Consider the following 17,658-nt stretch of genomic DNA (forward strand, 5'->3'; position numbering starts at 1 on the left):
TGAGCGTCTTTGAAACGCCGGAACGGGCGGCTTCATGGACGGGGTTGTCCCCCGGCAACCATGAAAGCGCCGGAAAGCGAAAGAGCACGCGCACGACAAAAGGCAATCCCCATCTCCGATCGGCGTTATGCGAGGCGGCATGGTCAGCAGCTCGATCCAAGACGCATCCCTTGTCCCGAAAGTTTTGGTCGTTGGCGGCCCGGTGCGGGAAGAAAAAAGCCCTCATCGCCATTGCTCGGCGGATGTTGGTGATCATCTTTTGCATGATCTCCCGCAAAGAGCCGTTCCGCCAACCACAACTTATTTAGTCTAGCCAAAAGGCAGACAGGTTATACGAGATGCCTAAAATCGGGCACCTCTGCTTTCCTATTGCCTTTTTTGGCCATTTTCAGTATACCCTCACGGATCAGGAGCGTATACCGCACTCACCAAGTGGTGGGGATTTTCACGGAAAAGTTCCATGAGCAATTTTTGCTCTCCACCCGGGCATGAAAATGACTCATCGGGGCGCATGCATTTTCACGGAAACAAGTTCCTTGGAGAATTTTCTCTCCAAGGAACAGCTCCAAGATATAAGCCACTAAACTTGAATATGTAGGTTATGATCCTGTCTACTCGTACCATCAATGATGAAAGGAGTATTCAATGCCTGCGAGATTTTAAAAAGCGTCTCTACTCTAGGGCTTGTAAGCCCAGCTTCAATTCTCCCAATCGTGGATTTTGGAACTCCAATACGATCTGCAAGTTCCTGTTGAGACATATTCAGCTGTTTCCGTCTTGTTTTGATCTGTGCAGCTATCGTTCCTTCTAATTGAAGTTTTTGAACATGCTGTTCGCCTCGAATAGCTGCATATTTTTTAAAAAAATCACTCATTCTTTTACCCTCCCGATTTATGCGTATGATAGCATTTATGCTACCAAAACACAATAATTTACCAGTGGTACTATATAGATGCACCTTGAAAAGTTCACTTCTCGATCACACTGCACACTCCAGGCGCCGCAACACGTCCTCCGGGCGTTTCGGAATGTAGTGGATCAATCGTTGAACCGCTTGAAGGATCTCGTGGCGATCCTTGTGAAAGGCATTGGTGATCACCGTATCCTTCAGCCATTTCCACAAACGCTCGATGGGGTTGAGCTGCGGCGAGTAGGGCGGGAGATACAGGAAATGAAAACACTGCCCTTCTTCCCGCAAAAAGTCTTTCACCATTCGAGCATGATGAATCCGGGCATTGTCCAAGACGAGCGCAATCATCCGGTTGGGATGCCGCTCTTTGAGCAGACGCAAGAAATCCAAGAACGCCGTGGCATTGGCGCTCTCCTCTTGATGAACCACGGCCACGGTGTCCCCATCGTGGACGTTCACGGCGCCAAATACCAAAACTGGCATGATGGCCGAATGTCGGCACTCGTTTTTGACAGCCGGCCTCGGATCAGGTGGATCGCAACACATGATCGAAGCGGATATGCGTTTCATCGATGTACAGAAGAATGGCATTTTCGGTATCCTTGGTGATCAAGTTTTTTTATCAGATCCATTTGCTTTTCAAATCGCTTTTGCTCATCCGGATTCCCTTTGGCCACCGTGTACGTAGGATTTCATCGGTGTATTCGATCAAAGAATTGGAACTCTTGATAGTGTCACCCCTTTGAAGTTTTTTAGTAACTGTATATAATTCCCAATAAGAGTGGATTTTTTGTGTCCCTTTATTCATCAGTTATGCGTTTTGCAACCCGTCCCTTGATTTAAAATAATCTCGTTTTAGAATAGAGTATATAGCCATATCTCTAAATTTCCCTTTAATATACCAATGTTCTCTTATAACCCCTTCAAATTGCATCCCTAACTTTTGTAAAACTCTTAAAGATTGAACATTTTCAATCATAGCAAATGCCTCAATTCTGTTTAATTCCATCTTGTCAAAACCAAATTCAATGATTTTATTAGCCGCTTCAACTGCTAATCCCTTCCCCCAATACTTATACGATAAAACAAAACCTATCTCAGCTTTATGATGATTGGGTAACCATTTAACTATATCAATTGTCCCGATCATTTTATTGTCTGCTTTTGAAACGATTCCCCACGGAGCTAAACTACCTTCTTTATAAGACTTAATGACAAATTCTAAAAATTGAATTGAATCTTCAATGGTATGATGAGGTCTCCAAGGTAAATATTTACAGTTTTCCGAATTTGACGCATAATCAAATAAGTCATATGCATCATCTAACGTTAATTTTCTTAATATTAAACGTTCAGTAGTAAGTGTAGGCAAATCCCCAAATACATCTTTAATCTTCAAATTCCTCAACCCTTTCTATACCTATATTTTGATATTCCTTCTGTGTCTTAACACACTTAATTCAAAAAAGTGTTTATCCACCAGACTCTCGGCATACTCGCATTATAGACTACCGTGTTACGGCTTGAACATTAATACAAAACCGTGGAAATTCTTTATTACAGCTTATATACCTTAACTATATAGGTGCACATTAAAACATTAACGTTCATATAAGTGATCTCCGCTCTAATTATACTGTTCCTAAACATCCCAAAAGGAGCGGCAATAACATGAAACGATTGAAAATCACTAATGATCTCGATTGGACATCACGAACACTTCGTTAAGAAGAGCGAAAAATCAAAAATATCCCCTATGTTAACGCGTCATGGCCGTCCTTGTGCAAAATAAATATTTCCAAATAGGTAAATTTCAACATGATTGAGCAAATTCCTTCTTCAAATCAGCATCATGTTGACGCCTTCCCCTTTTCCTTGACGCATTCCGTCCCGAACAACCTAAGCAGCGGGAGCCGACGCGTAGACCGTCAACACGCCGCTTGTCTGAACAATCTCGAACTCGGAGTATTCACCATTCTCGAGCATTTTTCAGGATCAGGGAGAAGAGGGCGCTCATCGCCGCGAGAGCAAATGATACACCAGACTGTCGCTGGATGCCAATCTGTAAAAAACATCATCAATGTGTTCTTTTCTTATAAAAACATTAGATTGAGTCATTAATATGAGAACAGCACGGATATAACAGTCCTATTCTTGCGCTTATGCCAGCCAAAAGCAGCATAACATGTTCCCATTATGAAAGGAGAATGAACATGGAAGAGTATATGTTAGAAACCCATCATTTAAGCAAAGCGTTTGGCAAACAACTCGCGGTGGATGATGTATCCATGAAAGTCAAGAAACATACGATTTATGGATTGCTCGGACCGAACGGAGCCGGAAAATCAACAATTTTGAAAATGCTGACAGGGCTGTTGCGTCCTACAAAAGGGGAAATCGTGATCAACGGCCATCCTTGGAGCAGAAAAGACCTGAAAGATATCGGCGCACTGATCGAATCCCCGGCTCTTTACGGCAATTTAACAGCCTATGAGAATTTACTTGTTCATGCCAAATTGCTTCATTTGCCCGACTCGCGAATCCAAGAAGTTTTGAACATCGTCGGCTTAGAAAATACGGGGAAAAAGAAAGCATCTCAATTTTCCCTTGGCATGAAGCAAAGGCTAGGAATTGCCAAAGCTCTTTTAAATGATCCGAAACTGCTCATTCTCGATGAACCAACAAACGGATTGGATCCATTAGGCATACAGGACTTGCGAAAACTCATTAAATCGTTTGCCGAAAACGGAATCACCGTCATCCTATCCAGCCATATTTTGTCAGAAGTCAAACAATTAGCCGATTACATTGGTATTATTCAAAACGGGAAACTCAAATATCAGGGCAAAATCGACGAAAGCCAAGATCTTGAAAAACTCTTTATCGATGTAGTGAACGAGCAATGAAGGAGGATGGGAGTCATGCTCAATATGTTCCAGTCAGAACGCTTAAAATACAAGCGGACGTTTGCCAAAAAGCTTGTATTCATCGCTCCGCTTTTCTTTGTCCTGTATGCCATGATCACCATGCCAACCATGAATTCAACGCGCCATTATTTTGAATACACGGTATTTAATTGGTGGCCGTTGATTTTTGTTCCAATTGGAACGGCCTTGATCGCTTCCCTTTCGGCGGCAAGGGAGAAAAAGTCAGGAAACGATAAAGCGTTGCGTTGTCTCGACATTAGCATTGTGCGTCTATGGTGGAGCAAAATCGCCGTCATCGCCTATTATATGCTGCTCTCAACCATCGAGCTGATCGTCCTGCTTGTTTTATTGAAATGGTTTTTGCCCAACAGCCTCTCATCAGCGACGGTGGCCGTATTCGCCAGCTTGGTCATTTGGTTGACCTCTTTAGCCTATATCCCGATCGGATTATTTATTGCCGAGCGGTTCGGGATGGCGGCCTCGATCATGGTCAGTGTCATCGGCCTCGCCTTAGGGGTAGTCATGGCCGCACAACCTTATTGGCTGTTCATTCCATGGAGCTGGGGAATGAGGATGATGTGCCCGATCATCGGGGTGCATCCGAACGGCGTTCCTTTGGAGAAAGGGAATCCGCTATTGGATCCTTCTGTCATTCCGACAGGCCTAGCCATCGCCCTTGTCATTTTTCTGTTGTTATCTTTTCTAACCGCCGCTTGGTTCGCGCGAAAGGAAGTGCATTGACATGTCGTTTCTTCGCCTTCTGTCATCCGAATGGATCAAAACGAAACGCACAGCGATTCGGATGATGGTCATCATCACGCCAATCATTTATCCGCTCTTTATGGTATGGTATTTTTCGAACTACCGCACCCCCATGTTGTGGCAGATGAAAATCTATCAAGGATTTTTTGAAGTGCTGGCCGTTTCATTGCCGATGATCATCTCCCTGCTTACCGGGCTGATGTCCTATCAAGAAGAAAAAGCAGGAAGTTTCATGAACATCTTGACCGGTCCTGTATCCAAAATCAAATGGTATGTTGGCAAACTCACGCTACTCATCTTTATTGCATGCGCGGATATCTTGCTGGCGACGATTCTCATGCTGTTCGGGATGAAATACGTACTCAAAGTGGTCCACATTCATTATGATGTATTTTTGCAGGGAGCCATGCTCTCCATCGTGGGCTCACTCATCCTTTTTTCCATGCATCTGTTCATCAGCTTTGCCTTTGGAATGGGAGCCTCGATCGCAGTAGGAAGCGGCGGATTTCTGATTGCCGCCCTTATTGGGGCAACTTCCTTAGGCGATCACATATGGAGCTACATTCCTTGGGCTTGGGCTGTTCGTCTCTCACAATTTCCGATTTTGATGATGCCCGAAGTAAAGCAAACCTTGGGGGCGCAGTTGTTAAATTCCTATTCGCTATCATTATGGGAAGGAATGGCCTATGCCCTTCTAGGGTTCATCATCGTAACCATCATTGGTTCAATCTGGTTTCATCGCTGGGAAGGAAATAAACCACATGAATGAAAGTTCACTTCTCCCTCTCAACGGGATGTTAAAAAAGGAGGTCTTAGAGCAACTATGAAAAACTCCATCTTACTCCTCATGTTGATTGGAGTTCTCTTCATAGGAGGTTGTTCACTTGTCAGTGACTTAAAAAAGACAGCAACACAAAATATGAAGATCGATCGGAAATTACCAAAATACGAGTTGAACAAAGAAAATTTGCAAGAAATTCACTATCAAGGCCGAACGTACATGATTCAAGCAGCAAAAGTCGATCGGAATCAATTGAACAAACCGATCGGGAAAGTAGCGGAGACGATTACCATCAATGAGCATCATCAAATCTTGAGTAAAAAAGAGCTGCGAAAGATCGAAGTCATTCCCGATCAAACGGATGAAAAACGAACTCACTTGAACTTTGGCTGGGTATACAGCATCAAAGGCGTAAACCCAGATGAAGAAGTAGCTGTTACGGTGAACCACCAATTTTTGATTGCTAAAAGAAAATAAAGGCTTAGAGACTGTCAGCTAGGGAAAGAGAAATTCCTCCCTAGCTGCATTCTCCACTCTCGATAACGGCGGAAAGCCCATAAGATTGGATGATTAATCAGATAGCTCCTTAATATAAAATTCAACCGTCGCTCCACCTTTTTCATTGTTGTAGGCCCAAATTTCACCGCCATGATGATTCACAATTCTTTTAGCAATATACAGTCCTAATCCAACATGATTTTTATACTGCTTATCCTGGTAAAAAGGCTGGAACAACAAAGACGTATCGTTTTCTTTAAATCCCGTTCCTGTATCTGAACAGCGAAAATAGATTTTACACTCATTCCCCTCTTTTTCATCATGTACTTCCAACTTAATTTCTCCGCTTTTTGTAAACCTCAGGCTGTTGTATAAAATATTGTCCAACACTCTCATTAACATCGCTTCATCAAGTATGTAAGATGATTTTTGCAAATTCACATCAAAGCAAATGTTTATCGATTTTTGATGGTAAACCATTGTTGAGATCTCTAGTTTTTTCTCCTCAAGGATTTGCCTTACATCCACTTCTTTTCCATTCAATGAGAAGTGGTCATTCTCCACTTTATAGAGCAACGACAAATTATCTGTCAACATGGTCATCTTCCCACAGTTTTTGCGAATAATCTCTAAATGGGGAGTGACATCAAAGTGGTCCAACTTTCTCAAATCTTGAATCAAATCAATTTGTCCTTGGATGACCGTTAACGGGGTTCTGATATCATGTGCGATCGATGATACCATCATTTTTCGTTCGTCATCGGTCTTTGCTAAACGTTCCACCATTTCTTTCAGTGCACTGATCATGGTATTAAAGGAATCCTGGATCTTGATAAACTCTTTTCTTTTCAACCCCGAGACTTGAAAATCAAAATTCCCGCTTGCAATGTGATCAGAAGCCTGGAGCAACAATTTGACATTATGAAACAATGATTTGTACAGCCTAGATGTAAAGAAAATCAAATAGACAATAAAAAAGATCAACGGAGAAATAAACATCACAGCATAAATCAACACGGCTTCCAAGCGATTTTGATTGTTAATGATGAACCCAAAAGGCGCTTTCAACACATATACCGCCTGAATGGCGTTATCATGCTTCAGGGGAATGAACCGATACACATAGCTTCCTTTTACAATCTCACGGTTGATCGATTGACTAATATCTACTTGATCGTCTATAATTTCTCGATCACCATACAGATGCTTACCGCTGATGTCTACAACTTCTCCCTGTATCTTTTCACTGTAACGATGAATGGGAATTAATCTCCCCTTGAAAATCGCCTCTTCGTTTTCTTTCACCTTTTTTTCAATCAAATCCAAATCCTTCACGAAATAATTGGTCGGTTTCACCACATCGTTCGTGGTTAATGTCATAATCAAATAGATTACGCATAAATAGGTAACGGCCGAAGAGATCACTGTTGCCAACACTACCTTCACAACCAACAAGTAAAAATCTCGTTTGATTGTTTTATCGTTTTTCATTGCTCACATCCCATTTATAGCCGAGCCCATATAATGTTTGAATATAAGAGGTTTCTGGATCGACGTCCTTGATTTTTTTTCGAATATTTTTGATGCTTTCTGTAACCGTGTCTAACTGGCTGTCGGAGTCAATCCCCCATACTCGTTCAAAGATTCTTTCTTTGGAGAAAACGACCTTTTTATTGAGCATCAACAACTTCACAATCTCATATTCTTTTTTTGTTAACGGTAATTTCTTTCCTTTACAAAAGACTTCATTAGCCAAAAGATCAATCGTAATATTTTTAGAACTCAAAAGATATCTCTCGTTTGAACGAATCCGTTCTTCCCTTCTTAAATGAGAATCAATTCTCGCCTTTAACTCCTTTAAGCTGAACGGCTTGGTGATGTAGTCATCCCCACCGATCGCCAGAGCTTGAACCTTATCTTCCTCCAGCGTTTTAGCACTAACAAATACAATAGGGTAATCAACCCGATCACGAATGATTGTACACAGCTCCATTCCGTCAATTCCTTCCATCATGATATCCAACACAATCAAATCAAAATCGTCGTTTATCATCTTCAACGCTTCTACACCGCTGTGGACCGTTTCTACCTGATAATGATGAAGCTCCAAATATTGTTTAATGGTGCAGCAAATATCTTCATCATCATCAACGACCAAAATTTTCTTGTTATTCATCTTTTGATCCCCCATACAGTTGAATCGCATTTTAACCTATTCCATCCCCATATCATGGGGTAATCTCATAACACCGTTGCATTGTTCATAGGTGCAATGTGAAGCTTTACTCTTTGTTGCTTTTTACTAAAAAATGCGCACGTCTTGAGTGACGCCCGGGTGAAAGACACCTCTTGTCTATGAACCTTTTCCAACATATTTGATCGATGACCGGTCGATCGAACAACACCCTTTTTAGGGAGTTGTTCGACCGATCGGTACGCCAAGGTATGATGGAGCCCCCTCTGCGGCTTGCCTCTAACCATCGATCAGTCGGCTTTTCCATTGTATATAAACAACATTTAAACTTCAGATAATAAAAATGCACAATCCCAAGGCGTTTTTTTCGAGTTTTGTATAGCTAATATCGTCAATAAAATTCCCGCTGTTCCATCGATTAGTCCCACATAATCATAATATTTCGTGCTTCCTTCGCTCTCCTCAATATTTTTAAAGCCAAAAGGGAATTCCTCATTATAAAATTTTATTATATCATCGACTAATTTGCAGGCGGCTTCCTTAAAATCGCTGATATTCGTTTCTTCATAAAATCTGTTGCATATATACGCAACTCCCGATAAACCATGACAGAAGGAAGGAGAAAAAATGTTGTAAAGCCGTTTGCTTGCCAGTTTCATTCCGCTGACAGCACAATCAATGTATGATTGATTATTTAGAGTTTTACCTGCTATAAGTAACGAATAAGCAACACCAGGCGTGCCATAACACCAGGCATCCCTTGTATCTTTGTTTAGGACAGAGCCATTTTTGTATTCCTCTAGAGAAACATGAGTCCCCCAATAAGAGCCATTTTCATCTTTAATTTGAAACTTCATAAGAAAATCAGCTATTCTTTGAATGCATTCATCTTGCCCATCTACGTAAATATTCAGTTTTTTGGCATTGCACAAGACAATGAGTAAAGCAGGTATACCGTGAGACAACCCAATGTTAAAGAAACCCGATGGCCATTTTCTCCTTTCAGTGTCTGAAAAAGCATTCTTTGGGGGAATATACCAGCCAGGAACGTTGATATCCTCCATTTGTTTATCTTGAGATAAATCTATAATGTATTTTAAGATTAACGTAATACTTTTTTTCATCTCTTGCGGAAATAATAGGCAGTAGCTCGCTATACCCGCTACTCCCGAAATAGCATCGTAATCGTCCATATTCGGATACGGTTTCTGTTTCAAATACTCGATCATTTCTCCGATTCTTTCTTCGATGGCTTGATTAATCGTTGAGATAAAGTTTTGATACCTTTTTCCTCCCTTGGATAAACATACTGCAGCAAGGCCGATCCCTGCCAATCCGGTAAACATGGATAAAGAAGGGAAGCCGTGTTGATTCATTTGTTCACCGATTTTTTTCATGTATTGATGCCCTAATAAATCCCAACCTTCATCCGGATATTGTTCGCTCAATTCGCCGTACAGCGCACATAAGGCTGGTAACCCATGGCTTAAACTTAACTCATTAAACGGATTTATCGTCTTGTTTCCAATTTTAATATAATTACTTGGGTGATTGACGATTCGCTTCATATTCTCATAATCCGACAATTTTTTCGCAAGATTACAAACCAGCGCTTTCATTGAGATGCTCATACTCCTCCTCGTTTTTCAAAGCTTCCAATTCATACATTCTTCTGTATAACTCATTCGTAGCTAACAATTCCCAATGCGTACCTATACCGACAATTTCACCATCATTCATTACTACGATTTTATCGGCAAGCTTAGCTGTTGATAGACGATGTGAGATAAAGATACCAATTTTATCTTTTGTCATATTGATAAACATATCAATGACTTCTTTCTCGGAAATGGGATCCAGTGCCGAGCTAGGTTCATCCAATATATATACGGATGCATCCCGAAATAACGCCCTAGCAATCGCTACTTTTTGCCACTGTCCTCCCGAAAGCTGAACACCGTCGACAAACCATAAACCAAGCTGAGTATCTAAATCCTCGATAAAATTTACTCTCGCCCTCTCCATGGCTTGTTTTAATTCTCCGTCACGATCAATGCGCGTAATATCGCCAAACCCCACGTTTTCCCTTAATTTCAATTCATACTTCACAAAATCTTGGAACAACACGGCAATATTTTTTCTCAATTGTTCCGTATCCAAATCATTGATGGACACACCATTATAAAAAATGCTATCCTCATCGTGCTCATACAATTTCAATAAAAGTTTTATAAGGGTGCTCTTTCCTGATCCATTTGCACCGACGATGGCTATTCTTTCCCCTTTGTTGATGTCGAGGTTAATATTTTTCAATACTACTTTTGGATTCGTTGGATAACGAAACGTTAAATTTCTTATCTTAATACTTTCGATTTTGTCTATCCCCGATACGAATCGGTCTTCTTTGTCCAATACTTCTTCGTCTAACCCCAAAAATTCAAACAGTTGGTTGATATATAAATTGTTTTTATACAAAGAATGGATGATATTCAATATTTTCTTAGAGTTACTGGAAATTAAGTTCAAGGCCTGAATAAGCCCCACGACGTGACCTATAAGGATTTCACCTGCCAACGCCGAAATGATGATGATAACAAGTACGGTATTGATACATATTTGTTCAACGAGCTCAAAAATAAATGTAAAAACCGTTCTTCTTTTAAAAAGATGGATATCCTGTCCAACGAATTTTTTGTTGATTTCTTTAAATTTGTTCAAAATATACCCTGCTAAGTTATATATTTTGACTTCTTTGAACGTGTTGTCTCTTGTCATTAGGTAAGACAAATACCATGATTTCCTTTTTTCCGGTGCACGCAACCAACTAACATTAAACTCTCTTTGGCCAATCTTGAAGAAATAAAAAGAAAAAACGAGTGGTATGAAGATTAATATAATCAACACCCAAGGTTTCCAATGGATCAGGATCATCATCGATGAAAAAAATGTTACAATCGCCGATATTGCACCTAATATGGATAAAAACACTTCAAATGGTTTATACGGCGTTTCATTCTGTACTCTTTGCAACATATCATAAACTTCGGCATCCTCAAAATGCCGTAAAGACAATTTTGTACACTTGTCCATGATTTGCAAATTAAGTTTGTAGTTGATGAGAGTTTGAAATTTATTTTGGTAATATTCCATGAAACTGCTGATGATCTCGCTGAGTAAAACAGCAGAAATATAAAAGATCAATGCCGATATGATAATACGAATATTTTGGGACCCGATTGCATTCAACAAGTTTTGCGAACCGAGCAATGTAACAATAGGTGCGCCTCCCATTAATAAGCTTAAGAAAATAATGATAAAAAAACTTTGTTTGTCGACGTTCTTTATAAGAACAAGTGTCTTGGGAACTATCCTTATTGATTTCACAATATCTTTGATGGTAACGTGATCATCATACTCTTTTATATTCATAATATTTTCAATCCCCGCATGCTAAAATTAGATCTTCTTCCCGTCATTAAAGGCTTTTTAACCTAAGTAAACAGGAGAGGGCTTGTCGATCTTTTGTCGGTAGCTTTTGTTGAAAAAAGTCCAAGTCGTGGGTCCATTTATATGTCATCTCCTCAATGCTTGGACAAATGGATAACATCTCTAATTTTTTAAGACTAATCCATGAGCTTTAATATACTTTAATGCATATAACGTATGGGCAACTAATGTGCGGATTTTCTTTTCAAACTCTCGATCAATGCCGAATAACCTGTTACAGTGTAAATGAATCACACTGTCTAAAATGGATAATTCAGAAGAAGCTTCGAGACCGTCCTGGATCTTGCTTGCATACTCTTTTATGCTTCTGTTTCTTTGGTTCAAAACGTTTAATAATAACATCCCCTCATCAGTGTCTCTTAACCCTTGCCAATCATTATCCGTATTACAAACTTTCATGTAAACAGATCGATTCTTTTGAAAATCTTCACGATAGTCTTGTTTGTTGACTTGCTGTTGCAAGAAATCCAATTGACTTTCATAATCTAGGCCGAACTGTTCCATATAATGAATGATGGAAACCATTCCGATCACTTCATCGCTAAAATGAATATGTTTCAAACGTTTTAGCTTTAATATGTCTTCTACTACTATGCTATCGAAGAAAAATAAGTTTTCTGCAAGACCGATCAATTCTGTTCCACCATAACGCTCAATTTCTCTTTCATAGCAGTCGATGGAAAAACGACTTAGCACTCCTTTTTCGATTAACGTTCGCAGCCATTGTTTCATATCCGGATAAATCTGCAGAAGTTTCTCTTCACTGGCATTCAGTCTTAATCTTATATGTTGCTCGGGGTCGGCATACCGTATATAGAAGTACTTTTCAATTTCTCCTTTAGCCAACTTTTCACGGCAATATTCCGAAAGATAAAAGGCGATTAAATCATCCGCTCTAGAATTGACCCCGTACAATTTTAAATAAAGCCAATCTTCAAAAGGCAACTTGACTCTTATATCTGAAAAACTTGGGATATGACTTGATTTTTTCGGTTTGGCGTACCATTGATTATTTTCTTGTTTCACTTTCACTAACGGAATCACCAATTCACAAACATATTCTTTTTCGGCATCATCTTTAACTAAATGAAGATCAGCATCTTCATAAGAACTTAGAATAATGTTTCCATATCCATTGTTAAATTCGTGATGAAGAATTCTTAAACAATTCTCATCCTCCGTATTCAACAAAATCCGATTATCTGCAAAAGTCAAATAAACATATTTTGGCACATCGTAATCATAACAAAAGTTTTTAAAACGCTTTTTAAATTCCGTAAAACTCATTTTGTCGTTTGTTTTAATAATCTTATTGATCACCCATTTTCGTGGTGCTATGACGAAATTTTTGTATTCAATTGCCGGTATGTAAGCATAGTCTTGAAAGATCGTATCCCAAGGAAAATTACACCAAATTTTTTTGCCATCCAAGCTTATATCATACAAAAAACGAATGGCATTCGGGGCATTTTGTGTGTTCAACATATTATTCATAGTAATAATCAACTTTTTATTGAGTGTTTTGCTTTTGGCATAAAACATATCGTTTTCTATGCCGATCAGAATATCACTTAAGCTCAATCGATGATATTCATCTTTGCTGCTGTTAGTAAACAACGCAAGTTCGTATTCGCTGTTATGAATATTTCTTGTCACATTGGCATGTCTCGTTTCATTTGGCAAATAAACGAGTTCACAAGTTACATACTCGCCATCATCGTTATTCAAGTTCAGCATTTCTTCATTTAACGTTTCGAAAAGTTTCTCTTCCCCTTCCATCATATAAGAAAATCTTCCAAAACTTTTCCCCGCATGGGTCGATCCTAAATTAGGGCCAATATAGTATTTGAAATGATTGTTCTCAAGATCTTGTTCTGAATCACATTTTATGATTACGTTAATATCTAATGAATCCGGGATGCTGTTGTAATCATAGTCATCTAGACCCAATTCTTTTATCTCGTCTTCTGTTATTGTTATACTTTTTTTATCTTTAACCGCCTCGATATATTTATGAAGAAAATATTCTCTTAACTGCTCATCAATCAATTGATGGGGCACACCTACAGCGAGTCTTGCGTTTTTAGGGTTTGTATAATCCATAGGTGCTCCTATACCGAGATCATTATCAAGCATTTCTAGTAAAGGAACTTCTCTGTCCACACCATATTTTTCGATAAATTCTTGCTTGTACCTCGAAAATGGAGAATCTGTTTGTTGATAGGTCATCGAAAAAGGCAGAAGTATGTGCATTAGTTCATTTAAATCTTTTATCACTTGCTTGTTCAGCTTCTTTTCTTGTAAGTTTAACTTCATATCAACTTGTAACACATTTTTGGTATCTGCTAACTTTTTCATTTTTTTATGTAACTCTTTATATATTTGCTCCCCTTCTCCTAACGGGGTCATGGTATATGTGCGAATCTTTTGTTGAATATCAATTAACTCGTTGCTCCACTCTTCTATAAGGCTTTCTTTCAATCGTTTTATCAGATAATCAAGCTGATCCATCACTGTTAATGGTGGGCGAAGATTGGAAATTAAAAATTCGTTTTCTATTAGTTGCTTGAGAAAATGTTCAATTTTTTCCTCACTCGTATTTGGAAATTGTTTGATTAATTCTTTTTTTAATGTTTGGTAATGGATCAAGTTACTAGCTAATTCACACGTGATTTTAAAAGGAAGGGTGACTCTGACGCTGATTTCATGGACTCGCTTGTCGTTGTCTTTTCGTGTCGAATGTAGTAAATATGCCCGTTCTCCTTTTAAAAATATACTGTCGTTAACCGTGAACCATAATTGATCATATTGTTCTTGTTCCAATTTCTTTACAATCTTCATCAGCCATTCTAAATCCGGTCTAGCAAATTTCTTATACTTATTCTTTCCATATCTTATTGATGTATTTTCATCCGTGTATTTACCAAAGTCTACTCCTGCAAAAAGACCGAATGGCGTTGGTCTCGTGCTAATTCTTATCAAATACTTATGAATGGCTTTGAGAAAATAATCATATTTTTTTATTTCCTTGCCGTTGCAAAAATCAATCATTTTATTATATAAACTTTTACTCGCTACTAAGATACTCTCTCTAAATACAGGGTTATGACAAATTTCCAACAGATGCTCTTTCATTTCTCCCTCAGTCAGTTTTTGATCAAAAAATCTTAAATAATTGTCTACTGATAAAACCGGTGTTCGAATCATAAACGTATCGATGTTTTTAAAGATAAGATCTTTCATAAATCAAGCCTCCAACTCAATGATTCTCAATCTTCCGTAAATTGCGTGACTCTTTTTACAAGATCTGCACCCAATTACAGTGCTGAATTTGTCCTGAACCACGTTGCAAAGTAGGTATGGAGGGACCTGTATTCATGATTTGAGTGATTTCTTCCGAATGTTAACTGTCCTACAGCCGGATAAAATGTTTCTCGATTTTTTGACATTGACTGAATTCGTATTCTTTAGTTGATGATGTTGCGCTCACCTCAACACTTATTAGGTTGCTAGTAGTAATTATGATATTTATTACAATTTCTTCATTTATATAGTGGGTTCTTAAGCACAAGCTTCACTTGATATTCTAGAGAGCCGGTGTTTTAACTGAAAATACCGCTTTCCAGCGATATTTTTTAAATTGAGAAACATGCAAAAACGGCTTGGGCGATATCGTTTCGATCTTTGTGAAACACATTGGCAATGACAGTATCTTTCAGCCATTTCCACAAGCGTTCGATCGGGTTCCGTTGCGGTGAATACGGAGGAAAGTAAATGAAGTGAAAACACTATCCTTCTTCCCGCAAAAATTCTCTCACCATTTTGGTGTGATGAATTCGAGCGTTATCCAGCACCAAGACGACGAGTCGGTCCGAGTAACGCTCTTTGAGAACTCGCAGGAAATCTAAAAACGTTGTGGCATTGGCTGCCCCTGCTTGATGAAGAACCGTTTCGCCATCGTGGACGTTGACCGCGCCAAACAGCGATATGTGAGCATGATGGCCGAACGTAGGCACTTGCTTTTGACGGCCAACCTCTGACAATGTCGTACGCAACACATGATACGACCGGATATGCGTTTCATTCGATGTACAACAGGATGAAATCCGAATCCATTAAGTTTTTTTATCAGGTCCATTTGTTTCTCGAAGTTTTTTTGCCGGTCCGGATCTCCTTTCGCCAACGTGTAGGTCGTCCGGGTCCAAGAAAGCCCTTTTCGATGCAAGAGCTTTCGTAATGCTTCGCGGGAAATGGATATGCTGTAATGGTGGTACACATAGAAGGCCGGTGAATTAATGAAAAAGGCAACTCATCCCAACTCTTTTTCAATTAGAGAAACTTTGTCAGATCTGTTCTCCTTGCTGATCAAATACCGCTGGTTTGAGCAAAAAACTTGTTTTTCACCAGCCTTATAGGATTGAAGGATGTTCGTATTCCACGCCGAAGCGATGTCCCAGCCCAGCTCCACAGGTGTCGTGGTCAACACGAGGTGTGTTTGATCTCTTCCTGCTGTTCTTCGGTGAGAAACGGCTACCAGGGGCAAAATCCCGATGAAGCAGGAGTTCAAGGCCGCCTTCGTTAAAAAGCGACACATAATGGGAAACGGTTGGGCGGCACACATTGACCATGGAAGCAACCTCTCTGCCCAAATAGCCTTCCATGACAAGGCGGACTGCCATCACACGTTGGCGGAGATGAGCGTTTTTGATCTTCCGTTCCTGCTTGCGGAGTTTCCGAGGCGTCCATCCGTGATCATGGGTGATTTTCAGCCGTTTCATGTCTGATTCCGCTCCTTTTCCATGCTTTTCCTTAGGAGCAGTATAACCGGAGTGGGCACCACTTATGCGAAGGTTAACTTTTCAATGAGCATGTATATAGCATTTTCAGCTTGTGGTGTATTTCAACTTCCTGCACATGCACAGCGCACTCAAGGGCTGGGTTCCGGCGTCATCCTAAAACTCGCCGATCTTCCGCATATGATGGTCCGACGGACAAATCCCCGTCCCTTTGACGCAAGAGTTTCTCCAACAAGAAGCGGCTTAGCTTTTTTGTCCTCCCAAGCTCGCTGAGCTAAAGACCTGCCAAATTCGGCGAAGCGAATAATGGACAAGGGCTTCTTCCCGCCCTTGCCCTTATACTGACTCCTTTTCTCCCTTGACGAGTGTCGATCAAGGGTGAATCCAAGCGTTAAATCCCCTTTATTTTCTTTGGAAAGTTGTCTTGTGATCAATTCTCTTGGAATTTTCCAACTCTTCCATGGTTCAATATGGATGTTGAGAATTATAAGTTATTAGCATCGAATGCAAGAGTTACAAGATACACAAGAATTTTGCGTTAAGCACATTAAGATGCCTGTGATGCAACCCGGGGTACAAAGAGATTTACTTGTAATATTAGGTTGTACAATGTTGTCCTGTTTTTTGACAACAATGTCCAAATCGAAATCATCCAACTTCGCCATTCTTCATTCCCTCCTTTCCATATGTTGATATTTATCATTAACTACTTGATGAAAGATGTATAAAGACATCATAGATTCCATCTTTTTTCACCAAGCAGTTAATGTAAAGCTAAAAAGCTCCTTTTTCACATTTAGAATAGATCGAAATTCTAAGATTTTTCTAATGTATTGGTATATATTTTTTATAATTTTCTTTAATTTATTGTGATTATAATATGGGATTGCCTCCATAGCCATCAAGTTAAGAAAACAGGAATAAATATATGCCTCATTGGACCATCCTTTTGAAGACCTCATAATGTCTTAGAAAGGGTGGTTTTTTTGAGGTTCATCACCAAATTTTGTGATTTAGTGACAAAAAAGAGAAAGCACTGACGAGATCCTGGCAATAATGTTAGCGGTGAAATCAACATTAAGGAGGTCTCGTAAGTGCTTTCTATACCACTAGGATTGCCAGAATTTAAAGTGATTAAACAAGAACTTCTTTCCTATGGTTATGCGATTCATGTAGAGAAAACAGAGACACAGGAACGTTGCCCTCATTGTGGGTTTGCCACTTCCTCTGTCCACGACAGACGGACAAGAAAAGTACGGGATTTGGCGATTTTCCATCAACCG

The 17,658-nt window shown here is 39.6% G+C and carries 18 protein-coding genes and 1 pseudogene; 7 read left to right on the plus strand and 12 right to left on the minus strand.

What is annotated here, in order from left to right; all coding sequences use genetic code 11:
- Positions 1 to 308 (plus strand): transposase (locus B1A75_RS17615; RefSeq protein WP_139761761.1); only part of this gene is annotated, 308 nt, incomplete at its 5' end.
- 272 nt (positions 309 to 580) lie between these two features.
- On the opposite strand, the gene B1A75_RS17620 is transcribed toward B1A75_RS17615, so the two are convergent.
- The gene (locus tag B1A75_RS17620) at positions 581 to 874 is read right to left on the minus strand and encodes a helix-turn-helix domain-containing protein (RefSeq protein ID WP_053414320.1); all 294 of its coding nucleotides are present in this window, start codon (positions 872 to 874) and stop codon (positions 581 to 583) included.
- A gap of 105 nt (positions 875 to 979) precedes the next feature.
- On the minus strand, positions 980 to 1,339 hold the full coding sequence (locus B1A75_RS20420) for an IS630 family transposase (RefSeq protein WP_239691208.1): 360 nt from the start codon (positions 1,337 to 1,339) through the stop codon (positions 980 to 982).
- A 115-nt stretch (positions 1,340 to 1,454) separates the two neighbouring features.
- Between B1A75_RS20420 and B1A75_RS20425 the strand changes: the two genes are divergently transcribed.
- Entirely contained in the window at positions 1,455 to 1,598 is a 144-nt protein-coding gene (locus B1A75_RS20425) for a hypothetical protein (RefSeq protein ID WP_239691209.1), read from the plus strand.
- A gap of 123 nt (positions 1,599 to 1,721) precedes the next feature.
- On the opposite strand, the gene B1A75_RS17630 is transcribed toward B1A75_RS20425, so the two are convergent.
- The gene (locus tag B1A75_RS17630; protein WP_013522853.1) at positions 1,722 to 2,309 is read right to left on the minus strand and encodes a GNAT family N-acetyltransferase; all 588 of its coding nucleotides are present in this window, start codon (positions 2,307 to 2,309) and stop codon (positions 1,722 to 1,724) included.
- Positions 2,310 to 3,123: 814 nt separating this feature from the next.
- Between B1A75_RS17630 and B1A75_RS17635 the strand changes: the two genes are divergently transcribed.
- The 4 genes from B1A75_RS17635 to B1A75_RS17650 are packed head-to-tail and all read left to right on the plus strand — an operon-like array spanning position 3,124 to position 5,857.
- Positions 3,124 to 3,816, plus strand: a complete 693-nt coding sequence (locus tag B1A75_RS17635; RefSeq protein ID WP_074043296.1) for a lantibiotic protection ABC transporter ATP-binding protein — start codon at positions 3,124 to 3,126, stop codon at positions 3,814 to 3,816.
- Positions 3,817 to 3,831: 15 nt separating this feature from the next.
- Complete coding sequence (locus B1A75_RS17640; protein ID WP_074043297.1) at positions 3,832 to 4,578, plus strand: lantibiotic immunity ABC transporter MutE/EpiE family permease subunit; 747 nt, start codon at positions 3,832 to 3,834, stop codon at positions 4,576 to 4,578.
- 1 nt (position 4,579) lies between these two features.
- Positions 4,580 to 5,368 carry a lantibiotic immunity ABC transporter MutG family permease subunit gene (locus tag B1A75_RS17645; RefSeq protein ID WP_074043298.1) on the plus strand — a complete coding sequence of 263 codons (789 nt, stop codon included), beginning with the start codon at positions 4,580 to 4,582 and terminating at the stop codon, positions 5,366 to 5,368.
- A 54-nt stretch (positions 5,369 to 5,422) separates the two neighbouring features.
- Positions 5,423 to 5,857 (plus strand): NisI/SpaI family lantibiotic immunity lipoprotein, encoded by a 435-nt coding sequence (locus B1A75_RS17650; protein ID WP_079936626.1) that lies wholly within the window; start codon positions 5,423 to 5,425, stop codon positions 5,855 to 5,857.
- A 93-nt stretch (positions 5,858 to 5,950) separates the two neighbouring features.
- Here the strand turns inward: B1A75_RS17650 and B1A75_RS17655 are convergent, their stop codons facing one another.
- The 9 genes and pseudogenes from B1A75_RS17655 to B1A75_RS17705 all read right to left on the minus strand — a co-directional run bounded on the left by B1A75_RS17655 (position 5,951) and on the right by B1A75_RS17705 (position 17,040).
- A complete protein-coding gene (locus B1A75_RS17655) occupies positions 5,951 to 7,369 on the minus strand; it encodes a HAMP domain-containing sensor histidine kinase (RefSeq protein ID WP_014194795.1) in 1,419 nt (472 codons plus the stop codon).
- The gene (locus tag B1A75_RS17660) at positions 7,356 to 8,054 is read right to left on the minus strand and encodes a response regulator transcription factor (protein WP_004888808.1); all 699 of its coding nucleotides are present in this window, start codon (positions 8,052 to 8,054) and stop codon (positions 7,356 to 7,358) included. The genes B1A75_RS17655 and B1A75_RS17660 overlap by 14 nt, the downstream gene beginning before the upstream one ends.
- Before the next feature lie 341 nt (positions 8,055 to 8,395).
- On the minus strand, positions 8,396 to 9,703 hold the full coding sequence (locus B1A75_RS17670) for a lanthionine synthetase C family protein (RefSeq protein ID WP_079936627.1): 1,308 nt from the start codon (positions 9,701 to 9,703) through the stop codon (positions 8,396 to 8,398).
- Positions 9,672 to 11,501, minus strand: a complete 1,830-nt coding sequence (locus B1A75_RS17675; RefSeq protein WP_079936628.1) for an ABC transporter ATP-binding protein — start codon at positions 11,499 to 11,501, stop codon at positions 9,672 to 9,674. The genes B1A75_RS17670 and B1A75_RS17675 overlap by 32 nt, the downstream gene beginning before the upstream one ends.
- Before the next feature lie 180 nt (positions 11,502 to 11,681).
- Positions 11,682 to 14,822, minus strand: coding sequence for a lantibiotic dehydratase (locus tag B1A75_RS17680; RefSeq protein WP_074043303.1), 3,141 nt, complete (start codon positions 14,820 to 14,822; stop codon positions 11,682 to 11,684).
- A 392-nt stretch (positions 14,823 to 15,214) separates the two neighbouring features.
- A pseudogene (locus tag B1A75_RS20430) lies at positions 15,215 to 15,601 on the minus strand (IS630 family transposase); the annotation flags it as partial.
- On the minus strand, positions 15,484 to 15,855 hold the full coding sequence (locus B1A75_RS20435; RefSeq protein WP_223812567.1) for a winged helix-turn-helix domain-containing protein: 372 nt from the start codon (positions 15,853 to 15,855) through the stop codon (positions 15,484 to 15,486). The gene B1A75_RS20435 and the pseudogene B1A75_RS20430, both read right to left, overlap by 118 nt.
- A 133-nt stretch (positions 15,856 to 15,988) precedes the next feature.
- Complete coding sequence (locus tag B1A75_RS19580; RefSeq protein ID WP_011229806.1) at positions 15,989 to 16,357, minus strand: helix-turn-helix domain-containing protein; 369 nt, start codon at positions 16,355 to 16,357, stop codon at positions 15,989 to 15,991.
- Between the two features lie 512 nt (positions 16,358 to 16,869).
- Positions 16,870 to 17,040, minus strand: coding sequence for a gallidermin/nisin family lantibiotic (locus tag B1A75_RS17705; RefSeq protein WP_011229795.1), 171 nt, complete (start codon positions 17,038 to 17,040; stop codon positions 16,870 to 16,872).
- Positions 17,041 to 17,469: 429 nt separating this feature from the next.
- Between B1A75_RS17705 and B1A75_RS17710 the strand changes: the two genes are divergently transcribed.
- Positions 17,470 to 17,658, plus strand: a 189-nt coding sequence (locus tag B1A75_RS17710) for a transposase family protein (RefSeq protein ID WP_139761762.1), incomplete at its 3' end; no start/stop codon positions are given.

This window comes from Geobacillus sp. LEMMY01, from assembly GCF_002042905.1.
Lineage (GTDB): Bacteria > Bacillota > Bacilli > Bacillales > Anoxybacillaceae > Geobacillus > Geobacillus proteiniphilus.

What these genes read in the sequence shown, in the direction of transcription:
- B1A75_RS17640 (WP_074043297.1), top strand. Translation starts at nt 3,832, where the DNA reads ATGCTCAATATGTTCCAGTCAGAACGCTTAAAATACAAGCGGACGTTT.
- B1A75_RS19580 (WP_011229806.1), bottom strand. Translation starts at nt 16,357, where the DNA reads ATGAAACGGCTGAAAATCACCCATGATCACGGATGGACGCCTCGGAAA.
- B1A75_RS17660 (WP_004888808.1), bottom strand. Translation starts at nt 8,054, where the DNA reads ATGAATAACAAGAAAATTTTGGTCGTTGATGATGATGAAGATATTTGC.
- B1A75_RS17675 (WP_079936628.1), bottom strand. Translation starts at nt 11,501, where the DNA reads ATGAATATAAAAGAGTATGATGATCACGTTACCATCAAAGATATTGTG.
- B1A75_RS17655 (WP_014194795.1), bottom strand. Translation starts at nt 7,369, where the DNA reads ATGAAAAACGATAAAACAATCAAACGAGATTTTTACTTGTTGGTTGTG.
- B1A75_RS17645 (WP_074043298.1), top strand. Translation starts at nt 4,580, where the DNA reads ATGTCGTTTCTTCGCCTTCTGTCATCCGAATGGATCAAAACGAAACGC.
- B1A75_RS17620 (WP_053414320.1), bottom strand. Translation starts at nt 874, where the DNA reads ATGAGTGATTTTTTTAAAAAATATGCAGCTATTCGAGGCGAACAGCAT.
- B1A75_RS17680 (WP_074043303.1), bottom strand. Translation starts at nt 14,822, where the DNA reads ATGAAAGATCTTATCTTTAAAAACATCGATACGTTTATGATTCGAACA.
- B1A75_RS17635 (WP_074043296.1), top strand. Translation starts at nt 3,124, where the DNA reads ATGGAAGAGTATATGTTAGAAACCCATCATTTAAGCAAAGCGTTTGGC.
- B1A75_RS17705 (WP_011229795.1), bottom strand. Translation starts at nt 17,040, where the DNA reads ATGGCGAAGTTGGATGATTTCGATTTGGACATTGTTGTCAAAAAACAG.
- B1A75_RS20425 (WP_239691209.1), top strand. Translation starts at nt 1,455, where the DNA reads ATGATCGAAGCGGATATGCGTTTCATCGATGTACAGAAGAATGGCATT.
- B1A75_RS17650 (WP_079936626.1), top strand. Translation starts at nt 5,423, where the DNA reads ATGAAAAACTCCATCTTACTCCTCATGTTGATTGGAGTTCTCTTCATA.
- B1A75_RS17670 (WP_079936627.1), bottom strand. Translation starts at nt 9,703, where the DNA reads ATGAGCATCTCAATGAAAGCGCTGGTTTGTAATCTTGCGAAAAAATTG.